Annotated in this window: 16 protein-coding genes; 13 read left to right on the forward strand and 3 right to left on the reverse strand. The window is 62.6% G+C overall.

Annotated elements, in window-relative coordinates:
* Nucleotides 1-52 precede the first annotated feature (52 nt).
* From ACS3QZ_RS13315 to ACS3QZ_RS13325, 3 genes are all read left to right on the forward strand, one after another.
* Entirely contained in the window at nucleotides 53-1,321 is a 1,269-nt protein-coding gene (locus ACS3QZ_RS13315; RefSeq protein ID WP_456038271.1) for a GumC family protein, read from the forward strand.
* A 502-nt stretch (nucleotides 1,322-1,823) separates the two neighbouring features.
* Nucleotides 1,824-2,489: a sugar transferase gene (locus ACS3QZ_RS13320; RefSeq protein WP_456038272.1), complete on the forward strand. Its 666-nt coding sequence runs from the start codon at nucleotides 1,824-1,826 to the stop codon at nucleotides 2,487-2,489.
* Nucleotides 2,490-2,569: 80 nt separating this feature from the next.
* Nucleotides 2,570-4,057 carry a hypothetical protein gene (locus tag ACS3QZ_RS13325; RefSeq protein ID WP_456038273.1) on the forward strand — a complete coding sequence of 496 codons (1,488 nt, stop codon included), beginning with the start codon at nucleotides 2,570-2,572 and terminating at the stop codon, nucleotides 4,055-4,057.
* Between the two features lie 17 nt (nucleotides 4,058-4,074).
* Here the strand turns inward: ACS3QZ_RS13325 and ACS3QZ_RS13330 are convergent, their stop codons facing one another.
* A complete protein-coding gene (locus tag ACS3QZ_RS13330) occupies nucleotides 4,075-4,572 on the reverse strand; it encodes a serine O-acetyltransferase (RefSeq protein ID WP_456039342.1) in 498 nt (165 codons plus the stop codon).
* Nucleotides 4,573-4,724: 152 nt separating this feature from the next.
* Between ACS3QZ_RS13330 and ACS3QZ_RS13335 the strand changes: the two genes are divergently transcribed.
* From ACS3QZ_RS13335 to ACS3QZ_RS13345, 3 genes are read left to right on the forward strand one after another with little or no spacing between them, the layout of a single operon-like run.
* The gene (locus ACS3QZ_RS13335; RefSeq protein ID WP_456038274.1) at nucleotides 4,725-6,722 is read left to right on the forward strand and encodes an acyltransferase family protein; all 1,998 of its coding nucleotides are present in this window, start codon (nucleotides 4,725-4,727) and stop codon (nucleotides 6,720-6,722) included.
* Nucleotides 6,719-8,266: a GMC oxidoreductase gene (locus tag ACS3QZ_RS13340; protein WP_456038275.1), complete on the forward strand. Its 1,548-nt coding sequence runs from the start codon at nucleotides 6,719-6,721 to the stop codon at nucleotides 8,264-8,266. Before ACS3QZ_RS13335 ends, ACS3QZ_RS13340 begins: the two co-directional genes overlap by 4 nt.
* The gene (locus ACS3QZ_RS13345; protein ID WP_456038276.1) at nucleotides 8,263-9,015 is read left to right on the forward strand and encodes an SDR family oxidoreductase; all 753 of its coding nucleotides are present in this window, start codon (nucleotides 8,263-8,265) and stop codon (nucleotides 9,013-9,015) included. The genes ACS3QZ_RS13340 and ACS3QZ_RS13345 overlap by 4 nt, the downstream gene beginning before the upstream one ends.
* 8 nt (nucleotides 9,016-9,023) lie before the next feature.
* On the opposite strand, the gene ACS3QZ_RS13350 is transcribed toward ACS3QZ_RS13345, so the two are convergent.
* On the reverse strand, nucleotides 9,024-9,776 hold the full coding sequence (locus ACS3QZ_RS13350; protein WP_456038277.1) for a WecB/TagA/CpsF family glycosyltransferase: 753 nt from the start codon (nucleotides 9,774-9,776) through the stop codon (nucleotides 9,024-9,026).
* Nucleotides 9,777-9,963: 187 nt separating this feature from the next.
* Between ACS3QZ_RS13350 and ACS3QZ_RS13355 the strand changes: the two genes are divergently transcribed.
* From ACS3QZ_RS13355 to ACS3QZ_RS13385, 7 genes are all read left to right on the forward strand, one after another.
* On the forward strand, nucleotides 9,964-11,097 hold the full coding sequence (locus ACS3QZ_RS13355) for a Gfo/Idh/MocA family protein (protein ID WP_456038278.1): 1,134 nt from the start codon (nucleotides 9,964-9,966) through the stop codon (nucleotides 11,095-11,097).
* The gene (locus tag ACS3QZ_RS13360) at nucleotides 11,094-12,059 is read left to right on the forward strand and encodes an NAD-dependent epimerase/dehydratase family protein (RefSeq protein WP_456038279.1); all 966 of its coding nucleotides are present in this window, start codon (nucleotides 11,094-11,096) and stop codon (nucleotides 12,057-12,059) included. Before ACS3QZ_RS13355 ends, ACS3QZ_RS13360 begins: the two co-directional genes overlap by 4 nt.
* Complete coding sequence (locus ACS3QZ_RS13365; RefSeq protein ID WP_456038280.1) at nucleotides 12,056-13,276, forward strand: glycosyltransferase; 1,221 nt, start codon at nucleotides 12,056-12,058, stop codon at nucleotides 13,274-13,276. The genes ACS3QZ_RS13360 and ACS3QZ_RS13365 overlap by 4 nt, the downstream gene beginning before the upstream one ends.
* Nucleotides 13,273-14,238 carry a glycosyltransferase family 2 protein gene (locus tag ACS3QZ_RS13370; protein WP_456038281.1) on the forward strand — a complete coding sequence of 322 codons (966 nt, stop codon included), beginning with the start codon at nucleotides 13,273-13,275 and terminating at the stop codon, nucleotides 14,236-14,238. The genes ACS3QZ_RS13365 and ACS3QZ_RS13370 overlap by 4 nt, the downstream gene beginning before the upstream one ends.
* Nucleotides 14,239-16,356: an NAD-dependent epimerase/dehydratase family protein gene (locus tag ACS3QZ_RS13375; protein WP_456038282.1), complete on the forward strand. Its 2,118-nt coding sequence runs from the start codon at nucleotides 14,239-14,241 to the stop codon at nucleotides 16,354-16,356.
* Between the two features lie 81 nt (nucleotides 16,357-16,437).
* Nucleotides 16,438-17,208: a CpsD/CapB family tyrosine-protein kinase gene (locus ACS3QZ_RS13380; RefSeq protein WP_456038283.1), complete on the forward strand. Its 771-nt coding sequence runs from the start codon at nucleotides 16,438-16,440 to the stop codon at nucleotides 17,206-17,208.
* Nucleotides 17,209-17,413: 205 nt separating this feature from the next.
* Entirely contained in the window at nucleotides 17,414-18,118 is a 705-nt protein-coding gene (locus tag ACS3QZ_RS13385) for a hypothetical protein (RefSeq protein ID WP_456038284.1), read from the forward strand.
* A 283-nt stretch (nucleotides 18,119-18,401) separates the two neighbouring features.
* Here ACS3QZ_RS13385 and ACS3QZ_RS13390 read toward each other — a convergent pair whose 3' ends face one another.
* On the reverse strand, nucleotides 18,402-19,460 hold the full coding sequence (locus tag ACS3QZ_RS13390; protein ID WP_456038285.1) for a serine protease: 1,059 nt from the start codon (nucleotides 19,458-19,460) through the stop codon (nucleotides 18,402-18,404).
* Nucleotides 19,461-19,470 lie beyond the last annotated feature (10 nt).

Here is a 19,470-nt window from a genome sequence, read left to right on the forward strand (position 1 = left end):
CGTGAACAGAGCGTAAATAACGAGTCGCGCCACCGACTATTGAGGACCGGGCATGGATAAGATCCAGACACTTGGCGAAGTGCTGAGCATGCTCCGCAGGAGATTTTTCCTGTGGGCGTCGGTCATTGCCCTCGGCGTCCTTGTCTCTCTGACCTATGCGCTGAGCCTGCCACGCGAATACGAAACCTCTGCCACGATCCAGATCGAACAGCCCTCGATCCAGACCGGCGAAAGCTCGTCGGGGTCGATCAATGCGTCGATGCTGCAGAAACTGCAGATCGTCGAACAGCGCGTGATGGCGCGGGACAACCTTCTGACCATCATCAACAAATACGGCCTTTATCCGGGGCTGGCCAACGCGCAGAAGGTCGAACTTGTGCGGCGTTCGGCGCGTGTGCATCACATCACCAACCCGGATTTCCGCTGGCGTCAGGATATCAGCCCCTCGGCCCTGTTGGTGACCGTGCGCATGAACGATCCCGTTCTGGCCGCCAACGTCGCCAACGAGTTGGTCAACAACGTGCTGGCCGAGGAAGAGGCACGCCGTACCGCCCGCGTGCGCGAAACGCTGGCGTTCTTCGACGGCGAAGAGCGCCGGATCGGCGCAGCCATCTCGGTTCTGGAAGAACAGATCGCAGAGTTCAAACGCCGCAACGACGTGCTGTTGCCCGGCGGCCTCGAGGCTCTGCAAACCCGCCTGTCCAACCTTCAACAATTGCAGCTTGAGGTCTCGCGCCAGATCGTTGCCTTGACAGAAATCGGCACCGGGTCGGAAAACTCGGTGCGGGCCCAGCGCGTGCGTCGGCTGGAAGAAGAGCGTGACGTCTACCAGGACGAGATCGACCGCATCGTCGCCCAGATCCGCGCCCTTCCCGGCATGGAGCAGCAATTGTCCAAGCTGCAACGCCAGCTGCGCACGCTCGAAGACCAGTTCGCCGCGATCACAGTTGGCAAGTCCGAGGCGGAGATGAACCAGATGCTTGAAGCCAACAGCCAGTCCAACAGCTTTGCGGTTCTGGAAAAGGCGTTGCCGCCGGATTGGCCGATTGCGCCGTCACGCAAGAAAATCCTGGCCATGGGCGGACTGCTGAGCGGCGTGGTTGCGTTGGTTCTCGTTTTCCTTGCCGAGCTGCGCAGCCCGAAAATCTGGACGCGCTCGCAGCTTGAACGCCAGTTGGGCATGCGCGCGGTCGTGGCGATCCCCGTAATCGAAAGCAAACCAGAGCGCCGCAAGCGCTTTGTCAAAGCGGGATTGACCCTCACTGCGTTCGCAACCATGGTCGCCGCCCTTGCCGGGATCATCCTCAAATTTGGACGCTAAGGCGCCACAATTCCGCCGCAATTTGACCCGCCGATACATCAACTCCCCGAATCACTGCACGAGTACCGGCCAGCGGGAGACCCAACCCCGCCAGCTGCAGGAAACAATCTCACCAACGAAGCGCGGACTATTTCTAAAACATGAATATTAGCGCGTGCTTTTGAGGCAGTTTTTCCGGCAATTTGGTCGTGCCCACAAATTGCCGCAATTCAATCTGTTATTTTTCAGTTACTTAGGGGAATATTCGAAAAATATATCGTAGATTTAAAAGAGAATGTGTCTAATCTATGTCCTTGGGTGGGCGCTTCTTGGATAGGAGCACTTAAGAAACTGAGTCACGACTGCTCGCGTGGACAAGCCCCTGCTGCCGGGGCGATTTCTGGAACAGTCACGGTCTGAACGACCGCACGCCTTTGTGGCGCGCGATGGTTGCTTTTGGCCTGCTGAAATGACGGACCGGTTTCCCAAGCTGCACATCCAGGTTTATTGGGGAAGAAGCCAAATGGCGATTTATTCGCGCAAGGACTTTGAGAAAGCCTATTTGGCTGTGCCAGAGCGCACGGGGTTTTACCGCAGGTATTTCAAGCGCACTTTCGACATCCTTTTCGTGCTGGCCATCGCGCTTCCGGTCGGCCTCATCGTTGCCGTTCTGGCCATTGTCATTGCCCGGGACGGCGCGTCTCCGATTTATCGTCAGGAACGTGTCGGGCTCAACGGCAAGCGCTTCAGCATGCTCAAGCTGCGTTCGATGGTCCCTGATGCAGAGGCCAAGCTCGAAGTCTACCTGCGCGAAAATCCCGAGGCACGCCGGGAATGGGACGAGAAGCAGAAACTGCTCAACGACCCACGGATCACACCCATCGGCCGCCTGATCCGCAAGACCTCTCTGGACGAACTGCCGCAATTCTGGAACGTGCTGGTGGGCGACATGTCGGTGGTCGGACCGCGTCCGATGATGACCGAACAGGTAAGACTCTATCCCGGAACCGCGTATTATGCGATGCGTCCGGGCATTACCGGGTTCTGGCAAATCGCTGAACGCAACGAATGCAGCTTTGCCGAACGCGCCCTGCACGATACCAACTATGACCGCGCCCTGTCCTTTGGCACCGATGTGGCCGTTGTGGCACGCACGGTACTTGTTGTGGCCGTCGGCACCGGCGTCTGACCCTGCAAGACTGACACGCTCTGTCGCGCGCGCTATACTAGGCGCGCGCCCTGTTGTTTCGAGGAAAGGCCCCGCGCGCCATGCCCAACGTCATCGCCAATCTGATGCTGTTGCTCTGGCCGGTCGTGGTCTGGCGGCTTTTCGTGGCGCTTCCCCCGGGGCGGGCGCTGGTCTGGTCCCTGCTTGGGGCCTATCTGCTTTTGCCGCCCCCACCGGCCAAGTTCGACCTGCCCCTCATGCCCGCGCTCGACAAGGAATCGCTGCCCCACCTAGCGGTTTTGGCGGTGGTATTCGCACTTGCCCTGAAGCCCAAAATCCTGCCCGAGTCCCGTCCGGCGCGCTGGCTGGTGCTGTTGTTCATCCTGTCCCCGGTGCTGACCGTGGCCACCAACTCCGACCCGCTGATCTTCACAGAACGCTATATCCGCGGTCTTCACCTGCAGGACGCGATTGCCCAACCCATCAACCAGTTCATCATGCTGATCGGCTTTCTGATGGCGCGCAACTTCCTGCAGACGCGGGAAGACCAGCGCGACATGCTGCTGGCTCTGCTGATCGCGGGGCTGGTCTATACGATCCCGACTCTGATGGAGGTCCGGCTCAGCCCACAGATCAACAACTGGGTCTATGGCTATTATCAGCACCTGTTTTCTCAGACCATCCGTGGCGGCGGGTATCGCCCCATGGTGTTCCTTTATCATGGCATCTGGCTGGCCTATTTCATGCTCACCTGCCTGCTCGCGGCACTGGCGCTTTGGCGGGGCGACACACGCCAATCACGGATCAAGTTCCTGATCGCGGCCTGTTACCTTGCGGTGATCCTGGTACTCTGCAAAACCTTGGCCACGCTGGTTTATGCCGGGGTCGCAGGGCTGATGATCATGATGTTATCCACGGGGGCGCAGCTTCGGATCGCCGCAGTGTTGGCCTTGATCGCCTGTCTTTACCCTGCGTTCAAGGCCGCCGGGCTGGTGCCCGCCGATCTCATCCTGGCACAGGCCGAAGCCGTGTCGCCAGAGCGGGCCGCATCACTGGCTTTTCGGTTTCAAAACGAAGATATCCTGGCCGCACGCGCCTTTGAGCGGCCGTTTTTCGGGTGGGGCATATGGGGGCGCAACCATCTGCACGATCCGGTCACAGGTCAGATCACGTCGGTGTCCGACGGTTATTGGGTGATTGTTCTGGGGGTCTGGGGGGCGGTCGGCTACGCGGCGCAGTTCGGGCTACTGTCGCTGCCGCTCTTCCTCTTGTGGCGGTACCTTGGACAGGCTCGTTCGGACGCACGCGCACGGTTCGTGCGCGAGACATCTTTTTCGATCCGGGGCGGCATCCACGCCCATGCAGACATAACCCGGGTGTCGGTTTCGCCCTATGTCGGGCCGCTGGCGCTGCTGCTGGGCGTGAACCTCGTTGATTTGCTGCCCAATGCCACGCTGACCCCGATGACATGGATCATTTCCGGCATGTTGCTGGGTCATGCCGAGATGTTGGCGCGGCAACGCAAGGAAGGCGTGGAAGAAGGCTTGCGCGCCATGCCGAAACCGGCAAGACGGCGCACTGTTCTGTAAAACGGGAATCGCTCGGATCAGGTATTGTCCTTCATGCGGATGACCCGCGCCGGAATACCGGCCACGACCGCGCCATCCGGCACGTCCTTCGTCACCACCGCATTGGCGCCGATCTCGACATTGTCGCCAATGGTGATCTCGCCAAGAAGCTTGGCTCCGGCGCCGACATCCACGTGCCCGCCCATGCGCACGGCGCCCGACAACGTGACCTGATGCATCAGCATACAATTCGGCCCGATCACGGCGTTGGGATGCACGACGATGCCCGTAGGATGCGGCAGGCGCAGACCGCCACCGACCTCCATGTGCAGGTGCAGTTCAGACTGGGTGATCACCGACCAGAACCGATGCACCAGAACCCAGTATTTCGACGCCAGCGTCCCCAGAGGCCCACCGCGCGCGCGCGCCCTTTGATAGCGGCGCAGGGCGCGGATCAGCTTGGGACCGGGATCCCAGAACCGGGTCACGTTTTCCCGTGACCAGTCAGCCTCGGTGGCCGATACATCGAAATCCATCTTCACTGGCGGTCCCCTGCCATCAAAATGCCCTTGAATCGTTGTCGCAAAACCTCTGTTGTTTCGCAACTTCGGACTGCATTTGCGCCTATTCTTGAACCCACCCCCGCGACAATGTTTTGCTGGGGCCACAACAAGAGCAGTTTTCGGGCATGACCCAGACCACACCAGCGCCCCACCGGGCCGAGATCGACGGGCTGCGCGCCATCGCCGTATCAGCGGTGGTGCTCTATCATTTCGGCCTGCCGGGACTGGCGGGCGGGTTCGTCGGGGTCGACATCTTCTTTGTCATTTCCGGTTTTCTGATCGGTGGCATCCTGTGGCGGGAAAAAACCGCGACCGGGCGTCTGTCGCTTGGGCGCTTCTACCTGCGCCGCATCCGCCGCCTTGCCCCTGCTTATGTCGCGATGTCGGCGGCGGTTCTGATTGTCGGCTGGCTCGTGCTTTTGCCGTATGATTTCCGCGAAACCGCCAAGGGTGTGATTGCCGCCACGGTGTATCTCTCGAACGTGCTGTTCTTTCGCCAGTCGGGCTATTTCGACACCGTGGCCGAGGACAAGGTGCTCCTGCATACATGGTCGCTTTCAGTCGAGGAACAGTTTTACCTGTTCCTACCGCTGGTGTTCCTGCTTTTCAGCCGCTCGCGCCGGGGCATGATCCTTGCCTTTGCCGCGCTGTTTCTTGCCTCGCTTCTCAGCGCCATTCCCCTCACCAGCCGTGCCCACACGGCGGTCTTTTACCTCTTTCCCTTCCGCGCATGGGAGCTTTTAGCCGGGGTGTTGCTGGCGGTCTGGGGGCAAGAGCGCGGCACCGACTGGCGCTTTGGGACTTGGCCAAGCTGGCTCGGGCTTGCCCTCGTGCTATCCGGGATTGCCCTGATTCAACCCGGTCCCGGCTTTCCCGGATGGCAGGCCATGGTGCCGGCCGCTGGAACGGTCCTCCTCCTGATGAACGGGCGCGATCCAAACCCGGTGAACCGGGCTCTGTCGATGCGCGCGCCGGCCATGATCGGGCTGATCTCCTATTCGCTCTATCTCTGGCACTGGCCCGTGCTGACCCTCTCGACCTACGTGCGTGGGGAGTATTCCGGTCCGCTGGAAACGTCGGGCTGGATCACGCTCTGTCTGATCCTCTCGTGGCTCTCGTGGCGGTTCATAGAACAACCCGTGCGCCGCGCCTCCAACCTGTCGGGCAAGACGCTCTTGGGCGGGGCGGCATTGGCCTCGGTTCTGCTACTTGGGGCTTCGGCGGCGATCTTTCGCGCCGACGGGATGCCGGGGCGCTTCGGCCCGGAAACACAGGTGCATATCGCAGCCTCCGGCGATTTCCTTCAGGATTTCTCGCGCTGCACCACACCCGAAAACGGCCCCCTGAAGGGGATCGAAACCTGCCCCATCGGACCCAAAAACCAAAAACCAACCTTGTTGATCTGGGGCGACAGCCACGTGCGCGCCCTTTACGAAGGACTGGCGCAGGCGGCACGCGACAACAACCGCGCGGCCCTTGTCATCTGGCGCGCTGGCTGTCCGCCCGCCTTTGACCTCGAAAAGCAGGAAAACAGCGCCACCGCCACCCAGAACGCCGCCTGTCGCAGCGGCAATGACCAGATCAGGGCGGCCCTGGCCGAGATGCCCGATCTGCGCGACGTGCTTTTGATCGGACGCTGGGCCTATTACGCAACCGGCACCGGGAGCGGAATCGACGCGCACAACACCATCACGCTTAAAGGCGACGGAGCGGGCAAACCGCAGGATGCGCTTTTGGCCGAAGCCCTCGCGGCCACGGTTCAGACACTGTCCTTGCAGGACCGCACCGTCTTCCTGCTACGCCAGCCGCCGGAAATCCCGCACTATGCCGCCCCCGAAATGGCCCGCGCGCTGGCGCATGGGCGGGTGACTAGGCAAGAGGCGCAGCGCATGGGGCAGGTGACGATGGACGCTGCCGAAGAACGCGCGGCCTCGGCGGAGGCAGCGATTGCCCAAAGCGGCGCGCAGATCCTCGATCCTTGGCCGTTCTTGTGCGACCAATTCCTGTGTGACGCGATCCAGAACGGGCGGGGTTTCTATTTCGACAACAACCACCTGACCAATACCGCCGCCCGCCAAATCCGCGCCGTGTTTGCCCCCGTCTTTGCCGGGGGCGACACGTGACACGGCCACAGGACAAGATGTGGGACGTGATCGTGATCGGCACCGGTATGGGTGGCGGCACGATTGGACGGCGACTGGCGGAAAAGGGGCTGTCGGTGCTTTTCGTCGAACGCGGCCCCACCGGATTGCGCGCCGAGGAACAGGAGCTTAGCGCCGATATCTGGGACAAAGAGGCCCGGCTGGTGCGGGGCTATTGGCCCGAACCGATGCATGCGCGCGTGAATGGGATCGAAACCGTGTTCAACGCGCCGCTGGGCGCAGGCGTCGGCGGATCGTCGGTGTTTTACGCGGCTACGTTCGAGCGCCCGGAACCGCATGACCTTGATGACAGCGCCGAGATACCCCATCCCACAGGTGGCTGGCCCGTGTCTTATGCCGAAATGCGCCCCTATTTCGAAGAAGCCGAGCGGATGTTTCATGTCTGCGGCAGCGTCGATCCGCTGGGCGATCCGGCCGACCTGCCGCCGGGCCCAGAGATGCCGCCCGCGGACAAGGCGCTTTTCGAAGCGATGCAGCGCGCCGGACTGCATCCTTATCAGGGGCATATGGCGCTTCGGTATCTTGAGGGGTGCCAATCCTGTCTTGGCTCAAAATGTCCGCGCGCCTGCAAGATGGACGGGCGGTCTGCCGGGGTGGAACCGGCGCTGGCGACGGGGCGCGCCGCGCTTCTCGACCTCTGCGAGGTTTCGGCGCTGCGCTCGGAAAACGGCGCGATCCGCGCTGTTGAGGCCATGCATCAAGGGCAGAAAATCACGCTACAGGCCCGCGCCTATGTGCTGGCGGGCGGCGCTCTGGCCTCGCCGCGCCTCCTGATGGCGTCAGGCGATCTCTCGAACGGCTCGGGTCAGGTCGGGCGCAACCTGATGTTTCACCTGTCCGAAATGTTTGCCCTTTGGCCCGGACGTGGCCACAAGGGCAGCGCCCCCACCAAGGCGCTGGCCTTCCGAGATCTCTACCGGGACAAAAGCATACGCTACGGTATGGTACAGGCCATGGGCATCGAAGCCCGCTATGGCGAGATCGTGCATTATCTCAACATGGCCTTCGACCGCTCGCGCCTGCGCGGTCTGCGAACCCTGCGTCAGTTCACCCGCCTGCCCGCCGCGATGGCCGTGAAGCTGTTTGGCGAGGCCAAGATCTTTGTCGGTATCCTCGAAGATCTGCCGATGCCGGAGAACCGCGTTCTTTATGATCCAGACGCCCCGCGCAAGCTGGCGATCACCTATGACATGCCGCCCGAACTGGGAACCCGCCGCAAGGCGTTCCGCAAGGCGATCCGCAAGCGGCTTCGCGTCGTGTTTCTCGGCTCCGACCCGGACCTGAACTATGGCCATCCCTGCGGTACGTTGCGTTTCGGGCATGACCCGTCGACCAGCGTGCTCAATGCGGATTGCCGCGCGCACGAGCTTGACAATCTCTGGGTCGCGGATGCCAGCTTCATGCCGACCTCGATGGGTGTGAACCCAAGCCTGACCATTGCCGCCAACGCCCTGCGTGTCGGTGATCGGCTGGCAGAAACCTTGCAACAGGAGGCAACGACATGAGCACAGGCATGACCGTCGTGACCGGCGCGGGCTCGGGGCTTGGGCGGGCTTTGGCCGTGGAACTCTGCGCGCGTGGACAACATGTTGCCGGGCTTGGCCGCCGCGCGGACGCCTTGCAGGAGACTGCGGCACTGGCGGGCGATCTCTTCACGGCAATTCCGGCGGATGTGTCCGACCCGGCTTCGGTCAAGGCAGCCTTCGCACAAGCCCGTGCGCTTGGCCCCGTGACCATCCTCATCAACAACGCCGGAGTCTATCCGCATCGCGATATCTTCGACGAGACCGCGCAAAGCTTCATGGAGACGGTGCAAACCAACCTTGGCGGCATGGTGACCTGCACCCGCGAAGCGCTTGCCGATATGGGCGCGGCGGGCGAGGGGCGCATCGTCAACGTTTCAAGCTTTTCCGACCTCTCGCCACCGCCCTGCAGCGCGGCCTACAGCGTATCCAAAGGGGCCTGCACGGTGTTTTCGCGCGCGTTGGTGGCCGATCTGGGGGACCGCCTGCCGGGGATCGTGGTCAGCACCTGGATGCCGGGCATGCTCAACACCGACATGGGCATTCCAGAGGGGCTGGACCCGGCGGTCGCGGCGAAATGGGGGGCGGCGCTGGCCCTTTGGTCGGATCGTACGCTGAATGGAACGGTGTTCGAAATGGATCGGGAAATCCTGCCGCCGCGCGGGCTGAAAGGCAAACTCAAGGACATGCTGCTGTTGCGCCGCCGCAAGCCCCGCCGGATCAGCGTCTGAGAGCCCCTTCAGCCGTTGCGCAGCTTCATCGCATCGCGGGTCAGTCCGGGAAGAATACCGAAACAGCGCGCGTAACGTGCCGCCAACCGCGCAGGATTGCTCAGCATCCGCCACAGCCATTCCAGCGCAAGCCGCTGTACCCAGGCAGGGGCACGGTTCTGTGTCCCGGCCAGAAAATCCAGCCCCGCCCCGATCGAGGCAAATCCCATCTCCGGCGCCACCACGCGCCCGCGCGCGGCCAGCACTTCCTGCTTGGGGGCGCCCAGCGCCAGAAAGGCCATGCCCGCCCCGGCATCGGACGCCTGACGCAACACCGTGTTCGCCGCCGCGCTGTCCGGATCGAACCCCATTGGCGGCGCGATCCGTGCGGCGATCTCCAGACCCGGCACCTGCGCCTGCAACGCGTCCCCTGCCGCCGCCAGACTGTCTTCCGTACTGCCAATCAAGGCCACCGTAACACCCTCGGCGGCCGCCCATTCAGCAAGCGGCAACACGAGGTTGGCCCCCGGCAACAACCCGACAGGGCGACGCGCCAGCCGGGACAGCCAGACCACCGGATTGCCATCCGCGACCACAAAATCCTGAGCCTGGTAGGCGCTGGCAAAATCGCGGTCCTGCCGCAGCTTGACGAGGTGATCAAGGTTCAACGTCGCCAGCGCAAACCCCTCGCGCACCCGGAACCGCGCGCGCACCGACGCTTCCAACGCGTCCATCGTGGCGATGTTGACCGTCACCGGCCCCTCGATCGTGCGAAATTCCACCCGTTGCCCTCGGTTTGTCCAATTTCAACACTAGCACCTGCGCCGCGCACCGCTAGAACCTTGCCGCAAATCCCGGATATGTGGTTCCCCTACGCCACAAATCGCCACAGAAACCGGCCCGCCGCTGGCCTCGCCCGCCGCTTCCCCTATACTGTCGCCAATCGCTTGCGGGCAAAGGGTATTTCACATGAGCGGCAAACCCATCCGGGCCGTGTCCATCATCGGTTGTGGCTTCGTTGCCGATCTTTACATGCGCTCGCTTGCGGCCCATCCCGATGTCGCCGTGACCCAGGCCTTTGATCGTGATCCGGCGCGGCTGGCTGCCTTCTGCGCGCATTGGAAAGTCACGTCCGCCGATACGTTGGAACGGTTCCTTGGCAACCTGCCGGTTGGCTCACTGGTGCTCAACCTGACCAATCCGGGGTCGCATTTCGAGATCACCCGTACCTGCCTTGAGGCCGGACATCATGTCTATTCCGAAAAGCCGCTGGCCATGGCGATGGACGACGCACGCGCGCTGCATGACCTGGCCGCTTCAAAAGGTCTTCTGCTCGCCTCTGCCCCCTGTTCGGTGCTGGGCGAAACCGCCCAGACACTTGCCAAGGCCGTGCGCGACGAGGTCTGCGGCCCCGTGCGCCTCATTTACGCCGAACTTGACGACGGGTTCATCCCACAAGCCCCCTACAAGGGCTGGATGAGCCCATCCGGCGCGCCGTGGCCCGCCGAGGATGAATTCGCGGTGGGCTGCACGCTGGAACATGCGGGTTATTACCTGACCTGGCTCATTGGCATGTTCGGCTCCGTGCGCCGGGTGATCGCCGCCTCGGCCGAAACCCTGCCCGACAAATCGGCCACAGGCACTCCCGACTTCTCGACCGCGACCCTGTTCTTTGAAAACGGCATCACCGCGCGTCTGACCTGCTCCATCGTGGCCCCGCATGATCACCGCATCCGCGTGTTCGGGGACAAGGGCGTATTGCAAGTCAAACAGGCCTGGGACAACAGCGCGCCGGTACGGTTCCACCGCCGTTTCGTGCTACGCCGCCGCCTTATGGAGCACCCGATTGGCAAGTCCATCCGCCTGGGGCGTGCCACCCATCCCAAAGTGGATCGCTGGGGCGCGGCGGCGATGAATTTCGCACTTGGCCCGGTGGAAATGCTGAACGCCTTGACCGAAGGGCGCGCCTGCCGGCTCTCCGCCGAATTCGCGCTGCACCTCAACGAGGTGACATTGGCCATCCAGAACGCGGGCGACAGCGCCGGAGTGCAGGACATGACCACGCGCTGTGACCCACTCACCCCGATGCCGTGGGCGTCATGAACGGCCCCATTGCCATCACCGGGGCAACCGGATTCGTCGGACAGCACACCGTTGCCTATGCGCGCCTCATCGACCTGCCGCTCCGCGTAATCGTGCGTGCGGAACACAGCGTTCCGAGGGGGTGGGTCAATGATCCGGGGGTCGATATCCGCGAGGCCGATCTGGCAGAAAGCACCAATATTTCCAGCGATTTAAAGGGAGCCAGCGCCGTGATTCACGCCGCAGCGACGCTTGCCGGGGATCACGCGCGCGACACGATCGCGGCAAGCGAGAACCTGATCGCTGCGATTGTCGAGGCCGGGGTGCCGCATGTGGTTCTGGTCAGCTCCCTGTCCGTCTATGATGTCACCACGCTCCGCGACAATGACATCCTGACCGAAGCCTGCCCACTGGCCGAAACGGGGCGCGATGCCTATGCCGCCGCCAAGCTTTCACAGGAACACATGTTCCGCGCCGCCGCCCAAGAACACGGTCTCACCCTGTCTATCCTGCGCCCCGGCGCGATCTACGGGCCGGATCGCCTGTTCAACGCCCATATCGGCCCCGGCATTGGCCCGGCGCTGGTGATGATCGACGGCGGCGGCAAGGTGCCGCTCTGCCATGTCGACCTTGCCGCAGAATGCCTGATCCGCGCCGCCCAGTCCCCGAACGGGATCGAAGCGATCAACCTTTTTGACGACGCCCTACCCAGCCGCGACCGTTTCGTCACCGCCTTCCGACGAACCGGCTGGCCCCGACTGGTGCTGCACTTGCCGCTTGGCATGGCGCGGCTTCTGGCCCGGATCACGCCCAATGGCGCCTCCATGCCGGGGCTGTTGCGGCGCGATACGCTTGAGGCGCGCCACAAGCCGCTGTCTTATGCCAACACGATGATGCACAAACGCCTGAACCCGGTCACAATGCTGCCCTTTGAAACCGCTATGTCCGGATCAATCGGGATCGAGCAGGACCGAAAAAAGTGAGCGACACCACAGACCGCCCCATCGCCTATCTGACGGGAGAGTACCCGCGCGCCACCGACACCTTCATTCAGCGTGAGGTGGCCGAACTACGTGCCATGGGGCAAGAGGTCGTAACCTGCTCGGTGCGGCGCACCGGCGACGAACATCTCGTCGGTGAGGAGCAGAAAAAAGAGGCCGCGCGCACCTTCTACATCCTGTCCGCGGCCCGTCCGCTGCACCTGCTCCTGTGCCATCTGGGCGCATTCCTGCGCAGCCCGGCGCGGTATCTACGTGCGCTCTGGCTGGCCATCCGCACGTCCCCCGGCGGCATCAAGGCGATGCTCTATCAGCTATTCTATTTTGCCGAGGCCGGGGTGCTGGCCGCACATCTGCGCAAAAACAACGTGCGCCACCTGCACAACCACATCGCCAAATCCTCCTGCTCGGTGGCGATGCTCACGTCGGAACTCTCCGGCATCCCCTACAGCTTCACCCTGCATGGCCCCGACATCTTTTTTGCCCCGGAACACTGGCGGCTTGATGAAAAAATCGCGCGCGCCGCTTTCGTGGCATGTATCAGCCATTTCTGCCGCTCACAGGCGATGGCGTTCAGCGACCCGAAGCACTGGCACAAGCTGCATATCATTCATTGCGGCGTCGATCCGCGCCGCTATGCCAATGACGAACTGCCCATGGGCCACAACCTCCTGTTCGTCGGGCGTCTTGCCCCGGTCAAAGGCTTGCCGATCCTGCTGCGCGCGATGGAGTCGCTTGTCGGGGCCTATCCCGACCTGCACCTGACCGTGATCGGCGACGGCCCAAGCCGCGTGGCGCTCGAGCATCAGGCGGAAAGTGCAGGGCTGGGCAAACATGTGGATTTCGTTGGTTACAAATCGCAATCCGAAGTCGCCGAAGCGCTGGTTGCGGCGGATCTCTTCGTTCTGCCGAGCTTTGCCGAGGGTGTGCCCGTCGTTCTGATGGAGGCCATGGCCGCTGCACGCCCAGTGGTCACAACCCATATCGCGGGCATCCCTGAACTGGTCACCCACGGCGCCTCCGGGCTGCTGGTGCCGCCCGGCGACCCCGCCGCGCTGGCCGAGGCGATTGGCAAGGTGATCGGCAACCCGTCGCGCGCCACGGGGATGGGCATCGCGGGCCGCGCCACCGTGGAAACCGCCTTTGACGTCAGTATCGAGGCGGTCCGCCTCAAGGCGTTGCTGGACGGGAGGGCGACATGACCACCGCCATCGTCATCGGCCGGAACGAAGGCAAAAGGCTGATTGCCTGCCTGACTTCGCTGGTCGAACAGGACGTCGAAATCGTCTATGTGGACAGCGGCAGCTGGGACAATTCCGTGGCCGAGGCCCGTAGCGTGGGCGCGCTTGTGGTCGAACTGGATCACACCCTGCCTTTCACCGCCGCCCGCGCGCGGCAGGCCGGGTTCGATGCCCTCAAGGCCACCGGCGACCTGCCGCAATTCATCCAGTTCGTCGATGGGGACTGCGTGGTGGTTCCTGGCTGGATCGCCGCCGGAGAAGCGGCCTTGCGCGAAAACCCCGACCTTGGTCTGGTGACTGGCTGGCGCGCCGAGCTTTATCCCGAACGATCGGTTTATAACGCGCTTTGTGATTTCGAATGGCACCGCCCGGCGGGCGACATCACTGCCTGCGGCGGTGACATGATGGTGCGCAGCACCGCCTTCGAAGAGGCCGGCGGCTTCAACCCGAACGTGATCGCCGCCGAGGATGACGAATTCTGCGTACGACTGGCCAAGGCCAATTGGAAACTCCGCCGCCTGCCGCTGGAGATGACCCGCCACGACGCCGCGATGCTGCATTTTGGCCAATGGTGGCAACGCGCCGTACGCACCGGGCATGGCTTTGCGCAGGTCGGCTGGATGCACCCGCCCTATTTCCGGCGAGAACAGATCCGCGCTCTGGTCTATGGCCTTGTCCTGCCCGTCCTGGCGCTGATCGGCCTCTGCCAGTCGGCATGGCTGTTCCTCGCGGTGCTGGCGCTCTACCTGATGTCCTATATCCGCACGAAACGCGGGCTTGTTGCCGATGGTCTGCCCTATTGGGAGGCCCGCCGTCACGCCCGCCTTCTGTCCCTGTCAAAGGTGCCGAACGTGATCGGCATGTTCCTGTTTCACTGGCGCCGCCTTCGGGGGCGCGCCATGAAGATTATCGAGTACAAGTAGATGATTGCAGACCTGAACAAAGACCGTCCCGTGCGCGCCGCCCTTCTGGGTGCGGGCTATATCGCCGACTGGCACGCCGGCGCGATTCAGGCCACTCCGGGCGTGGAACTCGTGGCCGTGTGCGACACCTCGCAGTCCGCCGCCACTGCGCTGGCCGAGACCTATGGCATCGCGCCCTATACCGATCTTGCCACCATGCTTGATGCGGGCATCTGCGACGCGGTGCATATCGTCACCCCGCCCCAGACCCACCGCACGCTGGCCGAAACCTGCCTCAATGCCGGGCAACATGTGCTCGTGGAAAAACCCGTGGCGCTCTCTGCCGAGGACACGCTGGCCATCCACGAAGCCGCACTTGCCAATGACCGTATCTTTGCCGCCGGGCATAATTTCATGGGCACACCCGGATACATGCGCCTCAAGGATGCCGTCGAGACGGGCCGTGTCGGGCGCGTTGCAGCCGCCGAGATCAACTGGCACTTCCCGCTTGCCCCCCTGCGCTCGGGGCCGTTTGGCCTCTGGCTGTTGCAAGAACCCCGGAACCTCTTGCTGGAACTGGGCCCGCATCTCTTTGCCTTTGCCGTCGACCTCTTTGGCCCGCTGCATATCGAGCATGTCAGCCTGTCCAAACCCATCGCCATCCCCGGCGACACCACCCGCCCGCAAAGCTGGCGTATCCTTGCCACCGCCGGCGGGGTCGCCGTGACGATCAACCTGTCGCTGGTCGAAACCATGGACGACCGCTCGGTCACGCTGCACGGCTCGACGGCGACGGCGCGGCTGGACTATGCCAATGATGTACTGGTGATCGACGCCGAGAATGCCGCCGACATCGTCGCCAACCCGTTCCTGCGCCAGATGTCGCTGGCCGGACAGCACCTGCGAGAAGGCATGGTGAACGGCGTGCGGCAACTGGTGTCACTGAACCGAAAATCCCCTTACGGGCTAAGCTTTTCAGGTCTCAGCGGCGCATTCTACACGGCAATCCGCACGGGCCGCCCGCTCGACAAGCGCTTTTCCGGCGACAGTGCCGTCGCGGTCATGACCGCGATCGACGCCGCCCTGTCACACCTGCCGAAACCCGAGAAGAAACCCAAGCCTGCCACCCGCAAAAAACCCAAGCCCAGCGTGCTGATCATCGGCGGCACCGGCTTTATCGGACGCGACCTGACCCGCGATTGGGTGGCGCGGGGACGCGATGTGCGCGTTCTTTCACGCGGGCAATCCGGCCCGTTTGACGACATCGCCGATCACGTCGAACTGTTTGGGGCATCGCTGTCGAACCCCGATCAACTGGCCGCCGCCATGGACGGGATCGAGATTGTCTATCACCTTGGCAAATCGCTGGATGCCACATGGGACGCCGCGCTCAAGAACGATGTGGGCGTAACCGAGACCATTGCCCGCGCTGCCAATGCCAGCGGTGTCGCGCGCTTTATCTATACCGGTACGATTGCCAGCTATGACATGTCCGACCCGGGCGTCACGATCACCGAACAGACCGGCTTTGCCGACGACATGACGGATCGCAACATCTATGCCCGCTCCAAGGCGGAATGCGAGGCGCGGCTTTTGGAAATGCATCGCAAATATGCCCTGCCGCTGACCATCGCGCGCCCCGGCATCGTCGTGGGCAAGGGCGGACCGCTGCAACATTGGGGCATTGGCCGCTGGCACGGGGCCGGCGCGGTGCGCATCTGGGGCAGGGGCAACCATACGCTGCCGTTTGTTTTGAACGAGGACGTGGCCGAGGCGCTGATCCTCATGGCGGAAAACGACGCAGCGATTGGGCAAAGCTTCAATCTGGTCGGAGAGCCGATGCTGTCCGCCTGCGATTACTTCGACGCGATCCATGCGCGATTGGGCGCGCGGATCAAGGTCAAACCGGGCAATCTCACCGCGTTCTATGCCTCGGCGTCGGTCAAGTACGTGCTCAAGAAACACGTGCTGCGGCGCGGAGGGCTCAGCAACCCGTCGCTGGCCGACTGGAAAAGCCGTGCGCATTTCTCGCCCTTTGACAACAGCCACCCCAAGGCGGTGCTGGGCTGGGCGCCGGAAGCGCGGCGTGACGCGTTCCTCACAAAGGCAATCGACGAGGCGGATCTTCTTGGCTTCTGACACCGCAAAGACCCCATTCGCGCCATTCTTTTGTCCGCATTGCGCTGTTATGTTCTGCAGCAGAGCAGCCCGGGTATCATAATGATCGACGATCCGTCCGAAGAGTCACATCCTGATGTCGCAGACACCGCGCCCCGCCTCCCGGCGGTGCACGACCCCGCTGTCTATTGGGACAGCCTTCCCATAGTGCGCCCAAACACTGAAACACTCGAACGCAACCACATTATCACCGCCATGCGCAGCCATCCGGCCCATGCAGCGTTCGACATGCTGCGCACGCGGCTGATGCAGGCGCTGGCCGATCAGGGTTGGACCCGCGTCGCCATCACCGGCCCGACCCATGGTTGCGGCAGCAGCTTTGTCACCACCAACCTTGCCTTTTCGGTGGCCCGGCTTGAATCGGCGCGCAGCGTCGTCCTTGATCTCAACCTGCGCGCGCCCGCGTTGCATGGCATGATGGGCCTACCAGCCGAACATGCCATGGCCGACTATCTGCAGGGTGCGCTTGCCCCCGAAGAATTCCTGTTGCGCAGCCATGCCAACCTCGCCTTTGGTCTGAACAACGCACCCGCCAACAATGCTGCGGAGCTGTTTCAGGATACGATGACGAGCGATGTGCTGGACGAGTTGCAGGATTTGCTGTCTCCTGACCTGATCCTGTTCGATCTGCCCCCGGCACTGGAACATGACGACGTGCTGGCGTTCCTGCCCAATGTCGACGGCGTGCTTGTCGTGGCAGGTGCCGGCGAGTCGACCGCCGAGGATGTGACCAAAGTCGAGCAGATGCTGAGCGAAGTGAAACCGCTTCTGGGGGTCATGCTGAACCGGGCCGAAGGCAAGCTGTCCTTCTGATCTCTGCTTTCCAACTCCGCACCGACGCAATACCGACGTTATACCGACGTGAAACCGACCCCGTGAAATACCGTTTTCCGGGCATTCGCGAACATGACCGTTATTGTCATCAAGAAAGGCTTTGTGATCGCGGGCCGAGATGCCAATATCAGGCCATTCACGAAGCCGGGGACATCCCGGAATTGCTCGAGGAGTGTTGACCCCTATGAAGACCAAATCCTTTATCCAGGCCGCCGTGGCCAGTATCGCCATCGGCGCCGCGACCCTTGCTTTTGCCGAGGACAAGACCGGCACAAACGTTGCCGAAAACGCCGAGGGCGTACAAGGTCCGGTGGCCCAGCTTGCCATGGCCCAGAACCTCTATGCCTATGGTATGGAACAGAAAAACGCTCTGGCTGTGCTGACCGCGGCGCAGATCACCATGTCTATCGAGGTCACCGATGTAGATCGTGAAGTCGAGAACAAACCCACCGAAGGCGCAGGCGAAGTGGCTGATGGTGGCGAAGGTACCGACGCACCGGTTTCGGCCGAGATGATGCTTGCTTCGGCGCGCGAACTGGCCGGTGGGGATGAGACCATCCTCGGGCTGATCGAAGACGTCGAGGCCGAAGGCGCACGTGGCCGCATCGGTGGCCCCTCGCGCACCCTGTCGCGCCTGCACGCCGGACGCACCGACATCTTCCGCGTCCCCTTCTACGGCGGACGTCTTGCCGAACTCGCCATCATCGGCGACGGCGACGCGGACCTCGATTTGCTGGTCACGGACGAGAACGGAAACGTCATCTGCCGCGATGTCAGCTACTCGGACAAGCTTTACTGTTCGTGGACCCCGCGCTGGGATGGATACTTCCTGATCGGCGTGGTGAACCAGGGCCGCGTTCGCAACAGCTATTACATTCTGACCAACTGATCCCTGTCGTTGCAGCCAACAAACGCGCGCCTTCCCGGCGCGCGTTTTCTATGGCCACATACTCTTTTCACGTGATCCGTAATCCCTTGGAAACAAGGCGGAATTGCGTCCTCTCGCATTCAAGAAAGCGCCTGCCCCCACCGGTAGCCCAAGGTCAAGGCCGACACAATTGCCGAGCCATACGCGTTGCCGGATATGAACCGCACTGGCGGTTCGACTGACGGCTGAAACGACAAAGGGCGCCGAAAACCCAGCGCCCTTCCTTCGAAAGTATCGCGTTGGATCAGTTGTTGCGCGCAATCGTGTCGTTCAACCAACCGACATAGTTCGCGGTCCGCGTATAGGCCGAGAAGATCGCGTTTTCGGCACAGGTCTTGCTGTCCTTGGCCGAAAGACCCCAGCTCACCACACCTGCCTGAATGAACGACCCGTCATTCAGCGGCACCACCAGCGGGCCGCCGCTATCCCCCTGACACGAGGTCTTGCCGCCTTCGTAGGTGCCCGAACAGATCATGTTCGGCGTCAGCGGTGCCGGGACATGCTGGACAAACTCGGACCAGGCCTGTTCGGCCGTGGCCTGGTTCATGCCAAAGACCTGTGCGGCATAGCCGAACCCCTTGACCGCCTCTTCGGCGCGCGCCTCAAGCAGCAGGCCATTGCACATGTCCCGTTCCATCATCTGGATCTGTACCTCGCGCAGGCGGTCGGGGTTCTGGGCACCCTCGATCAGGCCCCAGCCGGTGACAAACGTGGTCACGCCCGGCTGTTCGAGATAGTCGCCAAACTCTGCATCCGGCACCTTGATCGTTCGGTAGGGCGCGCGCGGGGCGCGGGCCAGCTTGATCAGCGCAATATCGTTGTCAAACTCGGTGCCGACATAGCCGGGATGGCGGAACACGGCCTCGACCGGCACAACATCCCCCTTGCCCTCAACAAGATGGTTGGTGCCCACCACAACATTGAACCGCTCGGCGGGGATGTCGCGATAATTGCCGTTGTCATCCGCCATGTGGATGCAATGCGCCGCAGTCAGCACCCAGCGATCCAGCACCATCGACCCACCGCAGAACTGGATATCGGGCTGAAGCGGATAGCCGCCCACCACCAGCGCCACCTGCCAGGGCCATGCGCCATCTTCCGCGACCTTTCCGCCGATCACCTTGGACCCGCTTTCCTGTGCGGCAACTTCCTTGGCGCGTTCGGCCTTTTTCTGACTTTCCGCGAAGGAGAAAGGCGAGGCCATGACCGGGTCGGCCTGTTCCCCTCCGAATTCCTGCGCGTTTGCCATGCCGCCCACCATCAGCGCGGCAGCGCAAATCTGACTTATCTTCCTGATATTCATGAAGGTTACT

It is taken from the genome of Shimia sp. W99, from assembly GCF_053851455.3.

Bases quoted from the DNA above. Each gene is read 5' to 3' on its own strand.
- ACS3QZ_RS13315 (WP_456038271.1), top strand. From the start codon at position 53: ATGGATAAGATCCAGACACTTGGCGAAGTGCTGAGCATGCTCCGCAGG.
- ACS3QZ_RS13320 (WP_456038272.1), top strand. From the start codon at position 1,824: ATGGCGATTTATTCGCGCAAGGACTTTGAGAAAGCCTATTTGGCTGTG.
- ACS3QZ_RS13325 (WP_456038273.1), top strand. From the start codon at position 2,570: ATGCCCAACGTCATCGCCAATCTGATGCTGTTGCTCTGGCCGGTCGTG.
- ACS3QZ_RS13330 (WP_456039342.1), bottom strand. From the start codon at position 4,572: ATGGATTTCGATGTATCGGCCACCGAGGCTGACTGGTCACGGGAAAAC.
- ACS3QZ_RS13335 (WP_456038274.1), top strand. From the start codon at position 4,725: ATGACCCAGACCACACCAGCGCCCCACCGGGCCGAGATCGACGGGCTG.
- ACS3QZ_RS13345 (WP_456038276.1), top strand. From the start codon at position 8,263: ATGAGCACAGGCATGACCGTCGTGACCGGCGCGGGCTCGGGGCTTGGG.
- ACS3QZ_RS13355 (WP_456038278.1), top strand. From the start codon at position 9,964: ATGAGCGGCAAACCCATCCGGGCCGTGTCCATCATCGGTTGTGGCTTC.
- ACS3QZ_RS13360 (WP_456038279.1), top strand. From the start codon at position 11,094: ATGAACGGCCCCATTGCCATCACCGGGGCAACCGGATTCGTCGGACAG.
- ACS3QZ_RS13370 (WP_456038281.1), top strand. From the start codon at position 13,273: ATGACCACCGCCATCGTCATCGGCCGGAACGAAGGCAAAAGGCTGATT.
- ACS3QZ_RS13375 (WP_456038282.1), top strand. From the start codon at position 14,239: ATGATTGCAGACCTGAACAAAGACCGTCCCGTGCGCGCCGCCCTTCTG.
- ACS3QZ_RS13380 (WP_456038283.1), top strand. From the start codon at position 16,438: ATGATCGACGATCCGTCCGAAGAGTCACATCCTGATGTCGCAGACACC.
- ACS3QZ_RS13385 (WP_456038284.1), top strand. From the start codon at position 17,414: ATGAAGACCAAATCCTTTATCCAGGCCGCCGTGGCCAGTATCGCCATC.
- ACS3QZ_RS13390 (WP_456038285.1), bottom strand. From the start codon at position 19,460: ATGAATATCAGGAAGATAAGTCAGATTTGCGCTGCCGCGCTGATGGTG.